Origin of the sequence: Timonella sp. A28, from assembly GCF_051200815.1 — a bacterium.
In the GTDB taxonomy this organism is placed as follows: Bacteria; Actinomycetota; Actinomycetes; order Actinomycetales; family Cellulomonadaceae; genus Timonella.
In genome coordinates this window covers 723867-745734 of sequence record NZ_CP195159.1, presented here as the reverse complement: position 1 = coordinate 745734, position 21868 = coordinate 723867, and the positions used below count along the sequence as shown (strand labels likewise).

The 21868-nt window shown below is 50.5% G+C and carries 20 protein-coding genes; 17 read left to right on the top strand and 3 right to left on the bottom strand.

What is annotated here, in order from left to right; genetic code table 11:
- The first annotated feature begins 140 nt into the window (after positions 1-140).
- Both ACR9EC_RS03515 and ACR9EC_RS03510 read left to right on the top strand, forming a co-directional pair.
- Positions 141-2228: a M3 family metallopeptidase gene (locus tag ACR9EC_RS03515; protein WP_435300137.1), complete on the top strand. Its 2088-nt coding sequence runs from the start codon at positions 141-143 to the stop codon at positions 2226-2228.
- Positions 2229-2341: 113 nt separating this feature from the next.
- Entirely contained in the window at positions 2342-3670 is a 1329-nt protein-coding gene (locus tag ACR9EC_RS03510) for a M20/M25/M40 family metallo-hydrolase (protein WP_435300136.1), read from the top strand.
- Positions 3671-3686: 16 nt separating this feature from the next.
- On the opposite strand, the gene ACR9EC_RS03505 is transcribed toward ACR9EC_RS03510, so the two are convergent.
- Positions 3687-3803 carry a DUF5703 family protein gene (locus ACR9EC_RS03505; protein ID WP_435300135.1) on the bottom strand — a complete coding sequence of 39 codons (117 nt, stop codon included), beginning with the start codon at positions 3801-3803 and terminating at the stop codon, positions 3687-3689.
- Positions 3804-3952: 149 nt separating this feature from the next.
- On the opposite strand from ACR9EC_RS03505, the gene ACR9EC_RS03500 reads away from it, so the two are divergent.
- From ACR9EC_RS03500 to mshC, 3 genes are all read left to right on the top strand, one after another.
- Entirely contained in the window at positions 3953-4207 is a 255-nt protein-coding gene (locus ACR9EC_RS03500) for a primosomal protein (protein ID WP_435300134.1), read from the top strand.
- 186 nt (positions 4208-4393) lie between these two features.
- Positions 4394-5263 carry an undecaprenyl-diphosphate phosphatase gene (locus ACR9EC_RS03495; protein ID WP_435300133.1) on the top strand — a complete coding sequence of 290 codons (870 nt, stop codon included), beginning with the start codon at positions 4394-4396 and terminating at the stop codon, positions 5261-5263.
- 58 nt (positions 5264-5321) lie between these two features.
- Positions 5322-6593: a cysteine--1-D-myo-inosityl 2-amino-2-deoxy-alpha-D-glucopyranoside ligase gene (gene mshC / locus ACR9EC_RS03490; protein ID WP_435300132.1), complete on the top strand. Its 1272-nt coding sequence runs from the start codon at positions 5322-5324 to the stop codon at positions 6591-6593.
- A gap of 3 nt (positions 6594-6596) precedes the next feature.
- Here mshC and ACR9EC_RS03485 read toward each other — a convergent pair whose 3' ends face one another.
- Positions 6597-7490 (bottom strand): PAC2 family protein, encoded by an 894-nt coding sequence (locus ACR9EC_RS03485; protein WP_435300131.1) that lies wholly within the window; start codon positions 7488-7490, stop codon positions 6597-6599.
- 136 nt (positions 7491-7626) lie between these two features.
- Here ACR9EC_RS03485 and ACR9EC_RS03480 point away from each other — a divergent pair, with 136 nt between their 5' ends.
- Positions 7627-8349: an HAD family hydrolase gene (locus ACR9EC_RS03480; RefSeq protein ID WP_435300130.1), complete on the top strand. Its 723-nt coding sequence runs from the start codon at positions 7627-7629 to the stop codon at positions 8347-8349.
- On the opposite strand, the gene ACR9EC_RS03475 is transcribed toward ACR9EC_RS03480, so the two are convergent.
- Positions 8346-9212 (bottom strand): RecB family exonuclease, encoded by an 867-nt coding sequence (locus ACR9EC_RS03475; protein ID WP_435300129.1) that lies wholly within the window; start codon positions 9210-9212, stop codon positions 8346-8348. The genes ACR9EC_RS03480 and ACR9EC_RS03475 overlap by 4 nt on opposite strands.
- 51 nt (positions 9213-9263) lie before the next feature.
- Here ACR9EC_RS03475 and ACR9EC_RS03470 point away from each other — a divergent pair, with 51 nt between their 5' ends.
- From ACR9EC_RS03470 to ACR9EC_RS03420, 11 genes are all read left to right on the top strand, one after another.
- The gene (locus ACR9EC_RS03470; RefSeq protein ID WP_435300128.1) at positions 9264-10379 is read left to right on the top strand and encodes a site-2 protease family protein; all 1116 of its coding nucleotides are present in this window, start codon (positions 9264-9266) and stop codon (positions 10377-10379) included.
- Between the two features lie 91 nt (positions 10380-10470).
- The gene (locus ACR9EC_RS03465; protein ID WP_435300598.1) at positions 10471-11436 is read left to right on the top strand and encodes a tRNA (adenine-N1)-methyltransferase; all 966 of its coding nucleotides are present in this window, start codon (positions 10471-10473) and stop codon (positions 11434-11436) included.
- A 168-nt stretch (positions 11437-11604) separates the two neighbouring features.
- Positions 11605-13293 (top strand): proteasome ATPase, encoded by a 1689-nt coding sequence (gene arc, locus ACR9EC_RS03460; protein ID WP_435300127.1) that lies wholly within the window; start codon positions 11605-11607, stop codon positions 13291-13293.
- Positions 13294-13350: 57 nt separating this feature from the next.
- Positions 13351-14982 carry a depupylase/deamidase Dop gene (gene dop, locus ACR9EC_RS03455; protein WP_435300126.1) on the top strand — a complete coding sequence of 544 codons (1632 nt, stop codon included), beginning with the start codon at positions 13351-13353 and terminating at the stop codon, positions 14980-14982.
- Between the two features lie 143 nt (positions 14983-15125).
- A complete protein-coding gene (locus ACR9EC_RS03450) occupies positions 15126-15314 on the top strand; it encodes a ubiquitin-like protein Pup (RefSeq protein ID WP_435300125.1) in 189 nt (62 codons plus the stop codon).
- A 6-nt stretch (positions 15315-15320) separates the two neighbouring features.
- Complete coding sequence (prcB, locus tag ACR9EC_RS03445) at positions 15321-16220, top strand: proteasome subunit beta (RefSeq protein ID WP_435300124.1); 900 nt, start codon at positions 15321-15323, stop codon at positions 16218-16220.
- A complete protein-coding gene (gene prcA / locus ACR9EC_RS03440) occupies positions 16220-16915 on the top strand; it encodes a proteasome subunit alpha (RefSeq protein ID WP_435300123.1) in 696 nt (231 codons plus the stop codon). Before prcB ends, prcA begins: the two co-directional genes overlap by 1 nt.
- A gap of 1 nt (position 16916) precedes the next feature.
- Positions 16917-18281: a Pup--protein ligase gene (gene pafA / locus ACR9EC_RS03435; RefSeq protein ID WP_435300122.1), complete on the top strand. Its 1365-nt coding sequence runs from the start codon at positions 16917-16919 to the stop codon at positions 18279-18281.
- A gap of 48 nt (positions 18282-18329) precedes the next feature.
- The gene (locus ACR9EC_RS03430) at positions 18330-19247 is read left to right on the top strand and encodes an FKBP-type peptidyl-prolyl cis-trans isomerase (RefSeq protein ID WP_435300121.1); all 918 of its coding nucleotides are present in this window, start codon (positions 18330-18332) and stop codon (positions 19245-19247) included.
- A gap of 17 nt (positions 19248-19264) precedes the next feature.
- Positions 19265-20041 (top strand): imidazole glycerol phosphate synthase subunit HisF, encoded by a 777-nt coding sequence (gene hisF / locus ACR9EC_RS03425; protein WP_435300120.1) that lies wholly within the window; start codon positions 19265-19267, stop codon positions 20039-20041.
- Positions 20038-21867 (top strand): ABC transporter ATP-binding protein, encoded by a 1830-nt coding sequence (locus tag ACR9EC_RS03420; protein WP_435300119.1) that lies wholly within the window; start codon positions 20038-20040, stop codon positions 21865-21867. The genes hisF and ACR9EC_RS03420 overlap by 4 nt, the downstream gene beginning before the upstream one ends.
- Position 21868: the final 1 nt, after the last annotated feature.

The following is a 21868-nucleotide window of genomic DNA, read 5'->3' as shown; positions in this document are numbered from 1 at the left end:
TGGGGCTATAACCTCGAAGAATGGCGACAAATGGCCTAAAGCGTTCTCATGTTTTTTGGTAACTTCAGGTAGCCTGTAACTCGAATCACATGCCTTGCGCCTGCGTGTGTGCGTTGGCGCTGAGAAACCAGAATGAAAATATGTCACTCCACATGAGCCACGAAGCACCAGTATCCGAACCGTTCTCACTTCCTTCGACGCTGCCTTACTTGCTGCCTGACTATGCGCAGATACGCTTTGAACACTTTGCGCCGGCTATTGAGCAAGGGATGAAAGACGAACTTGCTGAAATTGAAGCCATTGTGGCTCAGCAGGCCCCGCCAAGCGTGGAAAACACTTTGGTTGCGTTTGAACGTAGTGGTGAAACGCTTTCTCGTGTATTGAATGTTGTCTACAACCAGCTTTCCTCCGATGCATCTGATGAGTTAGAAGAACTCGACGAGACGTATGCGCCTCGCTTGTCTGCACATCATGATGAGATTTACATGAACAAGGCGTTGTATAACCGTTTTGTAGCATTGCAGGAACGAATTGAATCAGGATGTGAGCCAGCCGATCACGAATCTCGGTGGCTTTTAAAAAACCTGCTCAAAGACTTTTCGCGCGCTGGTATTGCGTTGCATGATGAAGCGCAACAAGAATTGCGTGACATTAACGCACGTCTAACAGAACTTGAATCAATATTTGGTAGAAAACTCTTAGCGGGCGCCAACGAAGCAAGCATCTTTGTTACAGACCAGTCAGAACTACACGGGCTCTCACCAGATGCAATTGAAGCTGCCGCAACCGCAGCAGCAACACGAGGCCGTGCTGGCGAATACTTGATCGAACTTCAACTACCAACACAACAGTCCGTGCTGTCCGCACTGGTTCGCAGAGATGTAAGAGAACGTATTTTCCACGCTTCAACACAGCGCGGCCTTGCTGGACACAACGATACGCGTCTTGAGATTTTAGAAACTGTACGGTTAAGGGCACGTGCCGCAGAAATCCTCGGATATGAGCATCACAGCGCATACATTGCAGACGATTCCACAGCGCGTACAACAGCAGCAGTAAACGATATTTTGCTTTCACTCGCACCCGCAGCAGTGCGTAACGCACAGCAAGAAGCGCGCGTACTGGAAACTGCACTGCGCCAAGACCTCAACGATGACACTGCAACTTTGCAGCCATGGGACTGGGCGTATTACTCAGAAAAAGTTCGACGCGAACAATTCCAGCTCGACGACGCACTCTTACGGCCCTACCTCGAACTAGACCGCGTCGTGCACCACGGCGTGTTTAAAGCTGCTCAAGATCTGTATGGAATTTCTTTTGTGGAGCGTCCAGAACTGTCGGGGTATCACACAGACGTCCGTGTGTTTGAAGTCTTTAATGAAGACGGCTCTGGGCTAGGGCTGTTCCTCGCTGATTTTTATACCCGTGAGTCAAAGCGCGGTGGCGCATGGATGAACAATCTGGTCGATCAGGCACGACTCACCGGGTACAAAGCAGTAGTTGTCAACAACCTCAACATCCCTAAACCCCCTCAAGGGCAGCCCACATTATTGACGTGGGACGAAGTCATTACTCTCTTCCACGAATTTGGTCACGCCTTACACGGTCTTTTTTCAGACGTGTTCTATCCATCTCACTCAGGAACCGAAGTGGCTCGTGACTTTGTCGAGTTCCCTTCGCAAGTCAATGAAATGTGGGCGTGGGATCCAACCATTCTTGAGTCGTATGCCGTTCACTATGCGACCGGTGAGCCGATGCCTGCCGAGTGGATTGAAACCTTGAATGCTTCGCGGCAATTCAACGAAGGGTTTGCAACCACGGAATACCTTGCCGCAGCGATTCTCGATCAGGCCTGGCATCAACTTACTGTTGCTGATGTACCTGCCACACCAGAGGATGTCCTTACTTTTGAACATGACGCGTTGCAGCGGGCAGGCATCGCATTGGATGTGGTTCCACCACGTTACCGTTCCACATATTTCAACCACATTTTTGGTGGGGGATATTCTGCAGGATATTACTCATACATTTGGTCGGAAGTCCTCGACGCTGACACCGTTGAATGGTTTACAGACAATGGCGGCTTGAAACGCGACAATGGGGACGCATTCCGTTACCAGCTGCTGGCACGCGGTGGGGCGCAAGACTCCTTGGACGTGTACGCCCAGTTCCGTGGTCGACCACAACGCATTGAGCCGCTCTTGCACCGCCGCGGATTAACCGCATAAAACATGGGGGGAGTGCGGAAAATGAGACGATATGTTTTCCGCACTCACACCTGCGAAAATTCCTATCGCGCGTGATATCTCACGGCACCCACCACAACACACTTAGGGATCTGATGTCTCTTAACGCACAGGCTGCGCCAACCGCTGTAGACGAAGTTACTTCAATCTGCCAAAACTTATTGCGCATAGACACCACCAACTTTGGTAACAACGAAGGGGCGGGGGAGCGTGCTGCAGCTGAATACGTTATGGAACTGCTCACAGAAGTGGGATTAGATCCACTCTTTTTCGAGTCGGCACCAGGACGCTCCAACGTAGTTGTGCGTTTAGACGGCCACGATTCAACACGTCCTGCTCTTGTGCTGCACGGACACTTAGACGTGGTCCCAGCTCAAGCAGATGAATGGACAGTGCCCCCATTTAGCGGTGAAAACATTGATGACATGCTGTGGGGTCGAGGCGCCGTAGACATGAAGGACATGGTCGCGATGATGCTTGCTGTCGTCCGGCAGATGGTGCGTGAGGGACGTAAACCAGCGCGTGACCTGATCGTGGCGTTCTTTGCAGACGAAGAAGCCGGCGGCGTGTACGGAGCGGAGTGGGCGGTACACAATCGTCGCGAGATTTTTGAAGGCGCCACCGAAGCTATATCTGAGGTTGGCGGTTACTCAACAATGATTAATGGGCAACGAGCCTACCTGCTACAAACCGCAGAGAAATCATTGAACTGGCTAACACTCCTCGCTAAAGGGCGTGCAGGGCACGGCTCTCAAGTCGCGCAAGATAATGCGGTCACAAAAGTTGCTGCAGCGATTGCTCGTATTGGTGAATACCAGTGGCCGTATCAGAGCACAGATACCGTGGATGCGCTGTTGCGTGGAGTAGCGGACCTAACAGGGCTGCCATACGAGCCAGAAAACCCAGCGATGATAGACCAACTCATCGATGCGATGGGGCCCGCGGCGCGTTTTGTGGGTGCGACTGTGCGTAACACAACGAACCCAACCCAATTGGCTGCAGGATATAAAGCAAATGTTATTCCGCAAGTAGCACACGGTGTGATCGATGCTCGATTCTTACCCGGATATGAAGAAGAAGCGATGCGCACTCTTCAAGAACTTGCTGGCCCAGATATTGAATTCCAGACGATTCACCGTGCACCAGCTTTGGAAGTCCCATTCACTGGCAACCTCGTTGATGCAATGACGCGTAGTTTGCGTGCTGAAGACCCCGATGCGGCAGTGCTGCCGTACATGCTGTCAGGAGGCACCGACAACAAATCCTTATCGCAACTTGGCATAACCGGATACGGTTTTGCGCCATTGCAACTACCTGAAACCCTAGATTTCCCGGCGCTTTTCCACGGCGTGGATGAGAGGGTTCCGGTCGATGCATTGAAGTTCGGGGTGAAAGTATTGGATCGGTTGCTGAGCGACTGCTAGCAGCCGTCAACCGGCTTTACGAAGCAGGCACGTGAATGATTTTTCGTCGCAGCCAATGCTTTGTTGTGCCGCCAACGTATGCGACGGTTCTGGTGAGCTCCCATTTTCCGTTTTCTACTTCTGAGGCAAGCAACGATTATGCAGGAGCAAGTTACACATTTAAGTCGCTTACGTCATCTCGCAGGTTATGAAACGTGTTTTGCGCGACTTTTCTATGAACTTCAGTAAAAAACTAGAAGTAATGGAGTGCAAAACCGCGTAATCAGCGCTAACGTTTGGGGTATGACTGTAGATCCACGCGCAGCGCTCGACCGTTTCGTCGCCGCATTGGAAGCTCATTACACTGCGGTGGCAAATCGTCGTGGAGACGATGACGCTAAAGTAGATGATGCTTTTGACATCCTCGAAGACGCTTTTGAAGTGTATGACGAGGCACTAGCCGTGACGCACGGTGAACTGCTTCCATTCTCGAGCGTCGACGATGAAGATGAGTATGACGAATACGATGATGAGGACGAAGACGACGAGGAAGACTAAGTCGGCTTCATACCCTGATGGCTTGGAACGAAAGTTCTAAGCCATTCTTTTTACGCGCAACGTGTATTTTTGCAGGTGACGGGCAGCCTAAATATTTTCTTCCTTAGTGGTAGTTTTGTGAATTGTGTGTTGTGGTAGTCCCCGCAATGTCTAGAAACCGCAGACGACGCGATAGGCTAGCGGCTTGTGAACGCATTTGAAGCAATCATTCTTGGTCTGGTTCAGGGACTTACTGAGTTCCTTCCTATTTCGTCATCAGCGCACTTGCGTATTGTCGGTGAACTCATTGGTAATGCTGACCCGGGTGCAGCTTTTACCGCGATTACGCAGATAGGTACAGAAGCAGCGGTGCTGCTGTACTTCCGTCGAGACATTAAAAACATTTGCATCAAATGGTGGCAGTCATTACGTGGAGATCACGGAACTGACTGGAAATCCCGTATGGGAGCACACGACCATGACGCCGCAATGGGATGGTACATCGGTCTTGGATCAATCCCAATCGTTGTCCTTGGTCTGCTCTTGCAGGACTACATTGATAATACTTTCCGTAACCTCTACATTACGGCTCTCATGCTCGCCGTTTTTGCTTTGTTGCTGGGGTGGGCAGACAAAAACGGACAACACGCTCGCCCACTCAAAGAGCTTTCTGCGCGACACGCTATCGGGTTCGGTTTTGCTCAAGCCATGGCACTTATTCCAGGTGTGTCACGCTCAGGTGGAACAATCACCGCAGGACTGTTGATGGGGTACACCCGTGAAGCAGCCGCACGCTATTCGTTCTTGTTGGCAATCCCCGCTGTTATGGGATCGGGACTATACAAACTTTATGGTGCGGTTACTGAACCAGCCGTCGCAGGGACACCCGGAATGGGTATGACCTTCCTTGCAACAATCGTTGCGTTTGTGACGGGATATTTTGTCATCATTGCCTTTTTGAAAATTGTGTCAACATTCAGCTACAAACCGTTTGTTGTCTACCGTTTGTTCCTTGCCGCAGCCGTTGTCGTCTTCTTGCTCGCAGGTGTGCTTGAGCCTATAAGCGAAGCTAGTTAACCGTTGTTGTGATGCAGAGCTGGTTAGGTAGCAGCGAAAAATTGTATACGCTGTAGTCGTGTTTACTTGGCCTTCTCCACAGATCCCTCAAATCCCTGGCTCACTGGACACCGTCCGAGTTCATGACGCAATGTCCAATGAGCTCGTTGAGGTTTCCTTCGGACCAACTGCGTCCATATATGTGTGTGGCGTAACGCCCTATGACGCCACACACATTGGGCACGCTGCAACTTATATCGCCTTTGACATACTGAACCGTGCGTTGCGTGATGCTGGAAAAACAGTCGCATATGCGTCAAACGTTACAGACGTAGATGACCCTCTTTTAGAGCGGGCACGCGAGACACAACGTGACTGGGAAGAGCTCGCACGCGAACAGATTGCTCTTTTTGCTGAAGACATGACCGCATTAGGTGTTGTCCCACCAGATACGTATGTTGGTGCAGTGGAATCAATCCCAGATGTGGTACCTGCAATTGAACAACTCGTTGAACAAGGCGCAGCATACCGAGTAGCCGTTCCCGAATTAGAACGTCCCGTGCACGCAGACGCATATGACATTTACGCAGACGTTAACGCTGACTCACGGTTCGGTTCAGTATCGCGCCTCGACGATGAAGAGAAACTTGCGCTCTTTTCGCAACGTGGAGGAGACCCACAACGTCCAGGGAAACGTTCACCACTTGATCCGCTGCTATGGAAAGCCGCGCGTCACGACGAACCAGCATGGCCCGGAAACGCCCTCGGCGAAGGACGTCCAGGCTGGCATATCGAATGCGCACTTATCGCACAACAAGGTCTAGGCAGTAGATTCTCCGTCGTGGGTGGCGGTAGCGACCTGATGTTCCCACACCATGAAATGAGCGCTTCACACCTACGGATGTTGAGCGGAGACAGCCAAGCAGGGGCACGAGTGTGTGTTCACGCAGGGTTGGTTTCTTACGACGGCGAAAAAATGAGTAAATCGCGCGGCAACCTCGTGTTTGTGTCACGCCTGCGCCATCAAGGCGTTGAACCTATGATTATTCGCCTCGCTATTCTCTCGCAGCATTACCGAAGCGAATGGGAATGGACAGAAGACCTCTTACTCGCTGCCACAGACCGCTACAAACTCTGGTTAGAAGCGTTCTCTGGAAACGGTGGGCCAGACGCAACAGAAACACTCGAACACATGCGCGCGGCATTACGAGAAGACCTCGACACACCACGGGCACTCGAAGCAGTCGACAACTGGGCTCGACTCTGCCTAGCTGGTGAAGTCGACTTCGTTGAAGGAGCGCCAGGGGTTATGTCCCGGGCAGTAAACGCGCTCTTGGGCGTTCGGCTGTAAACGTTACCCTTGGCCAAACGAGTCACGGCGCTTTAAGAACTTTTCAAACTCACGCGCAATGGATTCCCCAGTCGCTTCGGGGAGTCCAGCAGCGTCTGTTGCTTCTTCAAGTGCCGTGACATACTCACGCAATTCTGCGTCCTCTGCAACGAAAGTATCAATGCCGCGCTCCCACGCAGCAATATCATCGTCAAGGTCAAAACGTGGAATAGATTCACCAAGAACGTCTTCCAAAGCTGAAAGAATCGCGGCAGACGTTTTGATCGCTGGAGGAGTCGGCACATAGTGAGGCACAGACCCCCAAATACTCACCGTGCTGATACCGTCTAGTTCCGCAAAATGAGTAAGCACACCAGCTATCCCCGTGGGGCCCTCATATGTGCTTTCGAAAATATTGAACAGGTCTTGTAAGAACACGTTTGCGGAATTTGTTGCTGTAGGTATTGGTCTGGTGTGCGGCACCTCAGAAAGAAGCGCACCCAAAACGATAATTCCCGAACACTCAAGGTCGTCAGCAATACGCAACAGGCTTTGATAGTAGGACCGCCACCGCATAGATGGTTCAACACCATGAACCAAAACAATATCGCGATGTGACGTCCACCCACTCGTTATTTCTACCCGAGTCGAAGGCCACAGCAGGTGTCGTCCCTCATCAGTGGACACGAAAGTTGGACGATTGACCTGGAAATCAACATATGGTTCTGGATCAATTTCGTCGTACAGGCGTGCATCTGAAATGTCAGAAAGATGTTGAAGGGCTTCTGTTGCCGCATTCCCTGCATCATTCCAGCCAGCGAAAGCAGCAATCATAATCGGGCCCTCCATAAACTGTTGCGCTACAACATTTAACGGGCCAGACTCAGGTGTGCCTTCGGGTGTGGACTCTTCGTTCATAATTTCTACCCTAGCGAAAATGAGAGAACGACAGGGGCACCCTGCACCATATCTGGACGTACGTGTCACATTTTCAAGACCATCAAACAAACCAACGTAGGATGAATAATTGATCTTTTGAAAAGGGAATCATAACGTGACTCAATTTTTAACCACACAAGCTGTTCAACCACAGGTCATAAGCGCACAGCTGCGCACACCACACGCAGTTTTGTGGGATATGGACGGCACACTCATCGATTCCGAGCCATACTGGCAACAAGCAGAAACCGACCTCGTACAGGCAGGTGGCGGCCGGTGGACACTCGAAGACGCTCTCGCTCTCGTAGGGGGAGATTTACACCATGCCGCATCAGTACTACAACAGGCAGGTGCTCGTGGGACCGTTGAAGAAATCGTCAACTACCTTGTGACAACAGTCAGTACACGCATCCGTGCGAACGTCCCGTGGCGTGAACACGCATTAGAAACCCTCACCTCACTTGCAGACAACGGCGTACCCTGTGCGCTGGTTACTATGTCTCACGGCCCAATCGCCCAAGCTTTTCTTGACTCCGTACCAGACCACGTCTTTTCTGCAGTCGTCACTGGAGACAGCGTTACACACGGAAAACCACACCCAGAGCCTTACCTCACAGCGGCAACACTGCTCGACGTAGACATCACACACTGCATCGCTGTTGAAGACTCACACACAGGGATCACAGCAGCACGCAGCTCAGGCGCCCGCACTATCTGCATCGAATCAGTTCTGCCACTCCACGATTTTTCAGACCTTTCCCGCATAACAACACTTCGCCAACTCACCCCAGCAGCATTAGACGTGATCATGCACGGCGGACGAATCGACTATTACTAGTCGGACACCTCAGCATCGGACGCCTCAAACAACGTAGGCGGCTCCAACCACACGCGAGCACTCGCGCCAGGCTGCAACTCGGGCGCAACCCCACCAAACGCAGGACACTGCGGTTTAAAAAAACACCAATCGCACAACTTAGAAGTTTTAGGCCGCCACTCATCACGCTCAGCAGCACGACGAATATCGTCCCAAATCCCAATGATGCGCTCCCGAGTGCGAGCAAGATCGTCTGCCGTGGGCTCATTGTTTAAAACCTGACCATTGCCAAGATAAATCAACTGCAACATCTTCGGCAAGATTTTGCGCGACTCATACAAAGCAACAGCATAAAACCGCATCTGAAATGCGGCAGACGCACCATACTGAGGCAACGGCGCCTTACCTGTCTTATAGTCAACGATACGAACTGCACCATTGGGTGCGACATCAATGCGATCAACAATCCCTTTAATACGCATAGAGTTCTCTAACTCCGCCGCAACATGAGATTCCCGCTCGCTAGGCTCTAACCGGTTAGGATCCTCTAATGTGAAATAACGGCCAACCAGCACACGCGCTTCAGCAAGCCACGCCTCATACTCACGCGGCGAATCAAATAACGAATCCAACTCAGGGGTGCGCGCCTTTAACGACTGCACAGCCTGCGGAATAAGCTCCAAAGCTTTGTCTTCAGAACGGGCACCACGAGGAAGATCATAAAGCTTCTCAAGCACAGTATGAACCATCGTGCCTTTAGCAGCAGCTTTACTAGGAGGCTCAGGGAGCTTATCGACAGTACGGAAACGAAAAAGCTGCGGGCACTGCGTAAAATCGTTAGATCGTGAAGGCGACAGCGCTGGAGCACGATAAGTGTGAGACATGTATCGAGCCTATTGCCTTCTCACCCCAAGAGTTACTATTAGGGTTAGATTGTGAGCAACGACAAAAGCTGGCAGATAGGCCGCGTAGCCGGAACCCCCGTGAACCTTCGAGCAAGCGCATTGCTCATGATCGTTATCTTCGCAGGACTCTACTTCCCATTACTGAACTCCTACGCAGACACACAAACAACAGCAATCCTCGCAGCGTTATGCGTATCCGCAACGATCATAGTTTCCGTTTTTTTCCACGAGCTCGCACACGTATTCACCGCAAAAAGCTTTGGCGTACAAGCAGAAGAAATCGGGCTTACGCTACTAGGCGGCCACGCATCATTCAGCCAACAATTCACACGACCATGGCATGGCACAGTTACTGCGCTTGCAGGACCTACCGCAAATCTCGCTATCGCCGCACTGTTATATGGCGCCTACCAAACACTAGAAGCCCCTTCGCTGACGCTTAGCGTCCTGCACATTTCAGCAACAATGAACCTTTTCCTTGCGCTGTTTAACCTCTTGCCGGGACTACCACTTGATGGCGGAAACGCAGTCAGCACACTCATCTGGAATTACACCGGACGCCAAAGTACCGGGTTACGTGTAGCCGCACGCATCGGACAAGGCATATCGATCTCATGGTTCGTGTGGGCAGTCATACTCCCACTGATTCAAGGCAAACAACTCAACACAGTGATCTTAGTGTGGACAATCATGATAGTGATTGTCTTGTGGGGCGGTGCGCACGCAAGCCTAAAACGAGCACAATACCTAAACGAGATGGAAAAACTGACCCTCGGACATCTGATCACCCCCGCTCATGTCGTCCGATCCACACACACGATCACAGATCTTTACACCGCACTACGCGACAACGCACCAACAACTGCAATAGTTGTCTCCGAAACAGGCCACCCACTCGGTTACGTTGACTTCAACGCAGTATCCACCGTCAACGAAGACATGCGCGCGCACACACCTATCGCCTCAGTAACGATCCCATTGCTACCCGGATCAGTCGTACCAGCAACCGCAACCCCCGCCCAACTCGTACAGGCTTTGCGTCACGGACGCGATATTCGTAATATCTTCGTGGTTGTTGATGCAGCAGACGTTGTTGGAGTTATTTGGACCGTGTCGCTTCTTAACGCCGTCCACCCAGATCAGTGACATCGCGTCACGCCCGACCGAAAACACGAGTACATTGACAAACACACACCCACACGACCCCGCAACGCAGCAAGAACCTACCGGAGCGCACATGCGCCGCGGGCCTTTCCGTGAGGGCGACCGCGTGCAACTCTGCGACAACCGAGGCCGCCTGCACACCATCACACTTGCAGCCGGTGAAGAGTTCCACACGCACCGCGGGTATTTCCGCCACAACGATGTCATCGGTCTCCCCGAAGGCAGCAACATCTCCACTACCTCCGGTATCGAATACCAGTTGCTACGCCCGTTGCTGTCTGACTACGTCTTGTCAATGCCGCGCGGGGCAGCAGTTGTTTATCCCAAAGATGCAGCACAAATCGTTGGCATGGCAGATATCTTCCCAGGCGCTCGCGTTATTGAAGCGGGTGTCGGATCTGGTGCCTTAACCATGTCTTTGCTGCGCGCTGTAGGAGACAACGGACACGTTCACTCCATCGAGCGGCGACAAGACTTCGCTGATATTGCTCGCGCAAACATTGAAATATTTTTTGGTGGAGAACATCCCGCGTGGGATCTCTCTATCGGTGACCTAGCAGACGTGCTGCCACAAGTAGCCGAGCCTGGAACCATCGACCGCGTTGTCTTAGACATGCTGGCTCCGTGGGAAAACATTGACGTGGCCGCGCAAGCTCTCACACCTGGTGGCTTGATTATTTGTTACGTGGCAACTGCCACTCAGCTGTCACGTGTTGCCGAAGACCTACGTGAAGATGGCCGATTTACTGAACCGGTTGCTTGGGAGTCGCTTGTTCGAGGATGGCACCTTGAAGGTCTTGCCGTTCGTCCGCAACACCGCATGGTGGGTCACACAGGTTTCCTTATTTCTGCTCGTCGCTTGGCTGATGGAGTTTCGCCTATTGTGCGTAAACGACGCCCTGCGAAAGGCGCATACCCGGTGAGTGAAGAATGGACACCGGAAGATTTGGGCGAGCGCGTTCCTTCCACAAAAAAAGTGAAAAAGGTGCGTAGAGATGTCACAGAAGCTTTAGAACATCTAGAAGAAATCAACGACTAACACCATTATGGGTGGGATGAAAATTCATCCCACCCATATTTCATAGCAGCCATTGGGTGTCGTTGCGCTAGTGTGAAATAACGGTTGTCCACACAGTGTGCATCAGTAGCCGAAACACCGTCTTTATGTCAGGCTCGTGATGAACAAGCAGGTGAGAAGAGGATCATAATGGCTGAACACGAATCAACGAACAACAACGCAACGCCATTAGGGTCAGAGCAGCAGCGTGCCACAGACAAACGCCTCGCAACCCTATCTGCTCAAAATGAGCGCCTCGCCCAGATACTTATTGAGGCACGCGGAAAAATTGTTGAGTTGCAAAAGCAACTCGAAGACCTAGCAAAACCTCCAAGCACATACGCCACTTTTTTGCGGTCATACGACGACGGCACCGCAGACGTTGTCGCTGCTGGTAGGAAAATGCGTCTTACTTCTCTTGCAGAGAACCGTTTGTCGGAGGCATACCCCGGTCAAGAAGTGCGTTTAAACGAAGCCATGGCGATCGTGGAAGTGTTACCTCACGAAGGAACAGGCGAATTAGCGGCAGTAAAAGAACTCATCGACGACGACCGTGTTCTTATTGTTGGACGAGGCGACGATGAGCGAATACTACGCCTGTCAGATGCGTTAAAGCCACGCAACGGAAAAGCTGCTATCCGTGCAGGTGACACAGTACTTATCGATCTCAAAGCAGGGTTCGCTTTTGAACGAATCGAAAAATCTGAAGTCGAAGAACTCGTACTTGAAGAAGTCCCAAACGTCCACTACGAAGACATTGGTGGGTTAGGCGTTCAAATAGAGCACATTCGAGACGCTGTTGAGCTTCCTTTTGCACACCCAGACTTGTATCGCGAACACGGCTTGAAACCACCTAAAGGCATTTTGCTGTACGGCCCACCTGGATGCGGTAAAACACTGATCGCAAAAGCCGTCGCAAATTCGCTTGCAGTTGCTGCCGCGCAACGAAACGGAACCAGCATTGAGGCCGCTACAAGCTATTTCTTGAACATTAAAGGTCCAGAACTCCTGAATAAATACGTGGGAGAAACCGAACGTCAAATTCGACTTATTTTTGGTCGAGCACGCGAAAAAGCAGCGTTAGGGCATCCAGTTGTCGTATTTTTCGACGAAATGGAATCCCTCTTCCGCACCCGAGGGACAGGGCTTTCATCGGATGTCGAAACCACCATTGTGCCGCAGCTTTTGGCAGAAATAGATGGTGTTGAACAACTCGAAAACGTTATTGTTATCGGTGCTTCGAACCGAGAAGACATGATTGATCCAGCGATTTTGCGGCCAGGTCGTCTTGACGTCAAAATCAAAATTGAGCGTCCGGACGCTGAAGGTGCACGAGAGATTTTCTCCAAGTACCTGACAACAAACTTGCCTATTCACGCGGACGACGTTGCAGAACACGGCGGAGACGTGGCCGTAACTGTTGATGCCATGATTCAGCGTGTCGTCGAGCATATGTATGCAGAAGGTGAAGAGAACCAGTTCCTTGAAGTAACGTACGCGTCTGGTGACAAAGAAATCCTGTACTTTAAAGACTTTAACTCTGGTGCAATGATTCAAAACATTGTGGATCGTGCAAAGAAATCTGCGATTAAAGACTTCCTTACCTCACATGCGCGAGGCATCCGAGTTGAACACCTTATCTCTGCCTGTGTTGATGAGTTTAAAGAAAATGAAGACTTGCCTAACACGACGAACCCTGATGATTGGGCGCGCATTTCTGGAAAGAAAGGCGAACGGATCGTCTTCATCCGCACGATAGTGCAATCAAAAACTCCGTCACAAACAAACGATGTTCCACCGAGCGTTCATACCGTAGAAAACACTGGACCATATTTATAAAGTCCACGGTTGAGAAGCCACAGTGAAACATTGTCTTAAAGGTATATAGGTGGGGACGTGACTGTTCAACGCGTTGTTGGAATCGAAACAGAGTATGGGGTTTTACAGAATGGAAACCCTCGAGCAAATCCCATGCTCATGTCAAGCCAGATTGTTACTGCATACAGGTCGGTGAGCTCTGCCGCGCGAGGCAAAGCGCGGTGGGATTATGTGGACGAAGACCCTCTTAACGATGCCCGAGGGTTTCACCTGCCGCGAGCATCCGCACACCCTTCACTTCTTACAGATGACCCGACACGTTTGGCGCCCTCTGGCGATGCGTTAGGAACAGCTGAAATAGCTGCACAGCAGGTCGAACGTCCAGAAGTTGACATGTACGATGACCCGAGCGCAGCAAACGCAATTCTTACTAATGGTGCACGGCTTTACGTTGATCATGCGCACCCAGAATATTCATCACCGGAAGTTACTAACCCGCGTGACGCTGTAGTGTGGGACGTTGCCGGCGAGCGAGTGATGTTGGAGGCGTCTCGTCAACTCGCTAAAAGCATGGGCGTTGACGTTCAACTGTATAAGAACAATACAGATTCTAAAGGCGCAAGTTATGGCACACATGAGAACTATTTAGTGGCGCGTTCCGTGCCTTTTACGCAACTAATAAATGTGCTGACTCCTTTCTTTGTGACACGGCAAATTTATTGCGGTTCAGGGCGAGTTGGTGTGGGCCAGCACAGTCAACAAGCAGGCTTTCAGTTATCGCAGCGTGCCGATTTTATGGAAGCTGAAGTCGGGCTTGAAACAACTTTACGTCGACCCATTATCAACACGAGAGATGAGCCACACGCCGACAGATCCCGATGGCGACGACTGCACGTCATTATCGGTGATGCAAATTTGTTGGAGACTGCTACTTATCTAAAAATTGGTGCCACAAATCTGGTGTTGTGGGTTGCCGAAAATCTTGCAGAGCATCCTGACCTGTATGACCGCATCACGTCGTTAGCTTTGCACGATTCTGTGGCTGCGGTGCAAGCAGTCAGCCGTGACTTAACGTGTTCGCAGCCTTTACAACTAAAAAACGGCGATCACTTAACCGCACTAGAAATCCAACGCCGGTATGTAGCGATCATTCAAGAATTACAGTTGCGTTTGCGTCATGTCGAAGATCCTGTGCCTGCTATGACCCAAGATGTTCTTGCACGGTGGATTTCTGTGCTGGACAGACTTTCACAAGATCCTATGTTGTGTGCACGAGACGTCGAATGGGTTGCTAAGTATCGTTTGCTTGATTCGATGCGCAAGCGTGGTGGTTTTGCTTGGGACCACCCAAAAATCGCATTGATGGATATTCAATGGTCAGATGTCCGTCCAGAACGTAGTTTGTATGTTCGTTTGCGTGATGCAGGTGTTGTCGATCGTTTGACGGATGAAAAAGCTGTTATCAACGCAGTTGCACATCCACCACGTGACACGCGTGCTTTCTTCCGTGGTGAAGTGATGGAACATTTTGGAGAAGTAGTTTCTGGGGCAAGCTGGGATTCTATAATTTTTGATCTTCCAGAGAACTCGACCTTGCAAAGAATCCCAATGTTAGATCCGTGGCGGGGAACAGCGCGGCATGTCGAACGACTCATAAAAGACCATCAAGGAGATCCGTCCGGCTTTTTAGCTGCTCTTTTACATACGTAGTGCACAGGGTTGTGTCAGTTGCGTCTGTGCGGTTAAAAGGTGTGGTTGACCCGCACAAATTGAGTTTTACGACTAGATTGAAGAAGTGCCCACTACGTTATTCGTGTGTGTGGGTGTAAGCGTACACAGCAGGAGGAATATCAATGGCCGGTCAAGAACAACAGCAGTTTTCGCACGACGAACATGAGGATGAGACTCCTGCACCAGAAGCGCAGCCACAGGCCACACAATCTGATGTTGAGGTTGATGCGCTTCTCGATGAAATCGACGATGTGCTTGAAGTGAATGCTGAAACTTTTGTGAGAGGTTTCGTCCAAAAGGGCGGACAGTAGGCGACTATGACTGAACGCTCTGGGTTTATTGCAGGCTCATATGATGGCGGTTCGTCGTTTTTTGAGTTCGTTTCTCGTAGTGCACCGCATGTTCTCCCACAAGCGCGCAGTCTTGACTCGGGGGTGTTACCTCACGTGCCGCATGGAACAACGATCGTTGCAGTGCAATTTGATGGTGGCGTTGTTATGGCAGGGGATCGCCGTGCGACTGTCGGCTCTATGATTGCTAGCCGAGAAATGGAAAAAGTTTTTGCTGCTGACGATGCGTCGGTGGTGGGAATTGCAGGGTCCGCTGGGCTAGCTATTGAACTTGTGCGTTTGTTTCAACTTGAGTTGGAACATTACGAAAAAATTGAAGGAGACAGCCTTTCCCTTGATGGGAAAGCTAACCGACTAGCGACTTTATTGCGCAGTAATTTGCCATTGGCGATGCAAGGATTAGCGGTTGTTCCATTGTTTGCGGGCTTTGATGAAGATCATGGGCGTGGACGAATCTTTTCGTATGATGTCACGGGCGGACGTTATGAAGAAACCAGTCATCACGCTGTCGGATCTGGATCTGTGTTTGCGCGCGGTGCGTTAAAGAAATTGTGGCGTCCCCGTCTGAACAGGCTAGATGCCGTCAAAGTATGTGTAGAAGCTTTATGGGATGCTGCGGACGACGATTCAGCAACTGCAGGTCCTGACTCTGTGCGGAAAATCTGGCCGATTGTTGCTGTCGTGAACAGTTCAGGTTTCGCTTATGTGGATGCGCAAGAGTTATCCCAGATTGCGCAACGTGTGATCGATGTGCGGACGTCTGAGAATCTTGAAATTGGTGTTTTAGAACCGGGTGTTGGTAGTGCCGGAAATCCGGTGCCGCCAGAGGAAGCCCTGTCTCCGGACGCGTTGAAAGGTGATTCGTAATGACTATGCCGTTTTATGTTTCACCTGAACAACTTATGAAAGATCGCGCTGATTATGCGCGTAAAGGTATCGCTCGGGGGCGTTCTGTTATCGTCGCTCAGTATGACCAGGGGATGGTTTTTGTTACAGAAAACCCCTCACGTGCTTTGCATAAAATTTCAGAAATCTATGACCGTATTGGATTTGCTGGAGTTGGAAAATATAACGAATTCGAAAACCTTCGGGTGGCGGGTATCCGCTATGCAGACCTGCGCGGATACACCTATGACCGCTCGGATGTGATGGCTCGTGGGCTAGCAAATGCGTATGCGCAAACTTTGGGTACAGCTTTTACTACTGAGTCAAAGCCCTTAGAAGTTGAACTTGTCGTTGCTGAGCTGGGGGTTACTCCGCAACGAGATCAAATGTATCGGTTGTCTTTTGATGGTTCTGTTGCAGAAGAGCATGGGTTTGTTGTTATTGGCGGGCACGCTGATGCATTAACTGAAGCGATGCAAACTGAATGGCAGCCTGGTCGCTCTCTTGCAGAAGTGCTGCGCCTTGTCGTTCGGGTGTTGGAGCAGCATGCCATTGATGGGGCTGAGCATCAGATAGTTGCAGAAAAAATTGAAGCCGCGGTGCTGGACCGTACGCGTATGCGTCGTTTGTTTAAACGGTTATCTACAGAGCGTATTGAACAACTTTTAGGGGAGTAGAGTGTCCACACGTAGGATTTTCGGGCTTGAAACTGAATACGGTATTACTTGTGCTACGGCGCAAGGCGAAGCAATGAGCGCAGACGAAGTTGCACGCCAACTCTTTAAAAAGGTCGTTGCGTGGGGGCGTTCCTCAAACGTTTTTTTACGCAATGGTTCGCGACTTTACTTGGACGTGGGGTCTCACCCGGAATATGCGACGGCTGAATGCGACAGCGTGGAGCAACTGATTGCGTATGACCGTGGTGGAGAGCGCATCATGGAAGATCTTGTTCATGATGCACAGCAACGAATTGAATCTGAAGGTTTGCCGGGGCGAATTCACCTTTTTAAAAACAACACTGATTCGGCTGGTAACTCGTATGGCTGCCACGAAAACTATTTAATTCGTCGTCAAGGTGATTTTAATAGGCTTGCCGAAATTTTGGTGCCTTTTTTGATTTCCCGCCAAATATTGTGTGGAGCAGGGAAAGTTTTAACGACAGCTAGCGGCCCTACTTTTTGTTTTTCTCAACGAGCAGATCATATGTGGGAAGCTGTGTCGAGTGCGACGACGAGGTCACGTCCGATCATTAACACTCGTGATGAACCACATGCAGATGCGGAATATTATCGCAGGTTGCACGTGATTGTTGGGGATTCGTCTGTTGCTGAACCGACCACAATGTTGAAGGTTGGGGCAACAGATATTATTTTGCGTCTTATTGAGGCGGGCCTACCACTGCGAGATTTTGCTTTGGAAAATCCAATGCGCGCTATTCGTGAAGTAAGCCATGATCTTTCCGGAAAAGCGTTGATGACTTTAGCTTCGGGACGAACATTGACTGCCGCGCAACTGCAGCAGGAATATTTTGAGAAGGCTCGTGAATTTGTTGCCGCGTCCGGAGAAAGCGCAACGATTGATGAGCGAGTGTTTGATCTGTGGGAGCGCGGTATTACCGCTGTAGAAACACAAGACTATTCACGTATTGATACTGAAATTGACTGGGCAATTAAACATAAGTTGCTGATGCGTTATCAAGAAAAACTTAATTGTGCTTTGGACGATCCGCGACTAGCGCGACTCGATCTTGCATACCATGACATTTCACAAACTGATGGGCTCGCCGCAAAGTTAACTGCCCGTGGACTCATGCAGCAGGTAGTTACTGAATCTGCGATTGAAGAAGCGCGCGAGTATCCTCCTGCTACGACACGGGCAAAGCTACGCGGGGATTTTATTCGCGCAGCACAAGATAAAAAACGTGATTACACAGTTGACTGGGTTCATCTTAAATTGAACGATCAGACTCAACGCACTGTTTTATGTAAAGACCCTTTTGCCCATGTTGATGCCAGAGTTGATGCGTTGCTGGAAAGTATGTGACGAAACAATGTGGTGACCACACAGGTTTATTGGCTAGCATGTGTGGTCATGCACGCTTTGAGTCTTTTTCGCGGTACACGCTTTCGAACGGTCACAACAGCGCTGGCAGTATGCTGCACAGCCGGACTTGTATTATCGGGCTGTTCTGAACCTGAAGAAGAGCCGACGGTTAAACCAACTACCTCGAAGGTTACGGTTACAGGAACCGCCGACGAAGTCCCAAAAATTGAATATGATGAGCCGTTTGTCTTTGAAGATCCAGTGAGTGAAGTGTTGTGGGAGGGCGCTGGAGAGAAGATTGATGACGGCTCGTGGATGTTGCTGCGTATGCATGTTGTTGATCCAGATACGGGTGAGCCAGTCCGCAGCGATTATGAAGGCGTTCCCGCGCCGTATTTTATGGACGAAGAAACAATTGGCACTGAACTATACGATCTAGTAAAAGACGTGCCTGCAGGATCGCGTGTTATGCAAGTTACAGGGGAAGGCTCTGAATCTCGCATCATTGTGATGGATGTGCTTCCTGCGATGTCTGTAGGAGAAGAAAAATCTGTTGAAGAAGGCATGCCGGAGATTAGTTACAGCCGCTCTGGTGAACCGAAGATTAAAATCCCTAAGGGCTTGAAGAAACCTGAAGGCTTAGCTGTGCAGCAGTTAAAAACAGGCGGAAGCCAACAAGTTGAAGCTAATTCTCAGGTGGTGGTCCAGTATGTGGCTGCTACGTGGAAAAAGGGTAAAGTCATTGATTCAACGTGGGATAAAAAACGAGGCCCCGTAACAGTTCAGATCGGATCTGATCAGCTTATATCTGGCCTTGACCAAAATTTGCTGGGAGCTCCGGTCGGTTCACAACTGTTGATTGTTATTCCACCAGAACTTGGTTTTGGGCCGTCAGAATCTGCGTTAGCAGATGACACGCTCATATACGTTGTTGACATTCTTGCGGCTTCACAAGGTCGCGAATAAGTTTTAAAGAGGTGTGCATGTCTGTTGCAGTTCGCGTTATCCCGTGCCTTGACGTTGATGCTGGACGCGTAGTTAAGGGCGTGAACTTTGAAAACTTGCGTGATGCAGGTGACCCTGTGGAACTTGCTCGACGATACGGGCAACAGGGCGCAGACGAGTTAACGTTCTTAGATGTTACGGCTTCATCAAGTAACCGTGCCACAACGTTAGATGTTGTTCGGCGTACCGCAGAAGAAGTGTTTATTCCGTTAACTGTTGGCGGTGGCGTTCGTAGCAGCGACGACGTTGATGCGCTGTTGAGGGCCGGAGCAGACAAAGTGGGAGTAAATACTGCAGCTATTGCCCGTCCAGAGTTAATTAATGAAATTGCTGAACGCTTTGGCAGCCAAGTCCTTGTTCTTTCCGTTGATGCACGCCGTACAACCGGTGAAGCACAGACTGCTTCGGGTTTTGAAGTGACAACGCATGGTGGAAAGCGTGGCACTGGCATTGACGCAGTTGAGTGGGCTGTTCGTGCACAAGAATTAGGCGCTGGCGAGATCTTGTTGAATTCGATGGATGCAGACGGAACCTATAACGGATTCGACCTCGACATGTTTAGCGCAGTGCGCCGGGAGGTCGCTATTCCACTTATTGCTTCAGGCGGTGCGGCGCGAGCCTCAGATTTTACTAAAGCAGCCCAAGCTGGAGCAGACGCGGTGCTGGCTGCTAGTGTTTTCCACTTTGGGCAGTTGACTATCGCTCAAGTAAAAGCAGACATGGCAGACAACGGGGTTGAGGTTCGATTGGTGTGAGTTCAACACAGCCAGTTGATGATACGAAAACCCCTTATGAACTTGTAGGAACTCAAGCACGTCAATCGTGGAGTCTTTTGATGCGCTCGATGGGCTCACAAAAGAGGATATATGTTGCAGCGATAACTGTTTCAGCACTGTTTGGTGCTCTCATGGTTGCGTTATCGTGGTGCGTTGGCTGGGTGACTGATGAAAAGTTGATCCCTATTCTGTTGAGGGATAGTCCAGCTTCCACGATTTGGTTGGGCGCTTTTGTGCTGTTCGCGATTGTGTTGGCGTTAGCTATATCGATTGCGTTACGAAGGATTGCTGCGTCGTATGGTGTGTTCAACTTGCAGGCAGCACATCGCACACGATTAGCCGAAAAGTTTACAAGCCTTCCACCTGCATGGTTTAAACAGAACTCGACGGGCAAGTTGCTGTCTCACATGAGTTCTGACGCTGAAGCTGCAACTGCAGTGTTTAACCCGTTGCCGTTCATGGTGGGCACCACAACGATGGTGCTTATTTCTGCGGTTATGTTGTTCCGAGTGGATGTGTGGCTTGCCCTTGCTGCTTTATTGATCATTCCAGCAATGGTGTGCGCCAACCTAGTTTTCCAAAAGCGGATGACTCCAGTGGTGAAGAATGCACAACGGCTACGTGGCGAAGTGTCTGAAGCTATTCATGAGAGTTTCGATGGGGCAGTGCTCGTCAAAGCGTTGGGTACTCGCGATCTTGAACTCCACCGAATTGCTGTGACGACTGATAGATTACGTGCGGCTAACGTGCGTGTTGGTACGGTTCGTGCCACTTTTGAACCTGTTATTGAAGCGCTTCCTAATTTTGGTGCTTTGTTAGTTATTATCGTTGGTACTTTGCGCTTCGAGCAGGGTGCAATTAATGCAGGTGACATTGTTAGTGCCGCTTATTTACTGACTCTTTTAGCAATACCTGTGCGCGCTTTTGGCTGGGTGTTAGCAGAATTGCCTCGTTCCGTTGTGGGTTGGAATCGTGTTGCTGGGGTCGTTGACGCATCAAGTTATCTTTCTCCTAGGGAGGGTCAAGCGTTTCGTGCTGATAAAGATGTTGACGTTACGTTCTCTACTGTCGGATATGGCGTTATAGAGCAGGACGAGCATGTGCAGCTCTTGCACGATGTGTCATTTAGTGCACCTGCAGGTCGTGTCACTGTTGTGATGGGACGTACAGGTTCAGGTAAAACAACCGCTGTTTCTATGCTGACACGGCTATGGGACGCAACGACAGGAACAATCGCTCTTGGTGGGGTAGACGTGACTTCCTTGAGCCGCCAGGCGTTAAGCGAGACCATCGCGTTTGTGCCGCAAGGCTCGTTTGTTTTTGAAGATTCCATCCGCATGAACGTTGTGCTTAACGAACATTCTTCATGCACAGACGAAGACGTGTGGGAGGCGCTGCGCTTAGCCCAGTTGGAAGATTTTGTTCGCGGGTTACCGCAAGGCCTGGATACACGCTTGAAAGAACAGGGGTCAGACCTGTCCGGTGGGCAACGTCAGCGCTTGGCGATTGCTCGGGCACTAGTGCGTCGTCCACATATTCTTGTGCTTGATGACGCTACCTCCGCAGTGGACCCGCATACTGAGCAAGCGATTTTGTCCGGGATATCACAGCGTGGTGCTACGACAGTCATTATGGTGGCGTATCGGGCAGCAACTGCTCAGATAGCAGATCATGTCGTGTTCATGGAGCAAGGTCGAACAGTTGGCGCAGGTACACACAGTGAACTATTGGATTCTCTGGAACAATACCGTGAATTAATTTTTGCCTATGAAAGCCAAAACCACGACACTGAAGGGGAGTCATAGC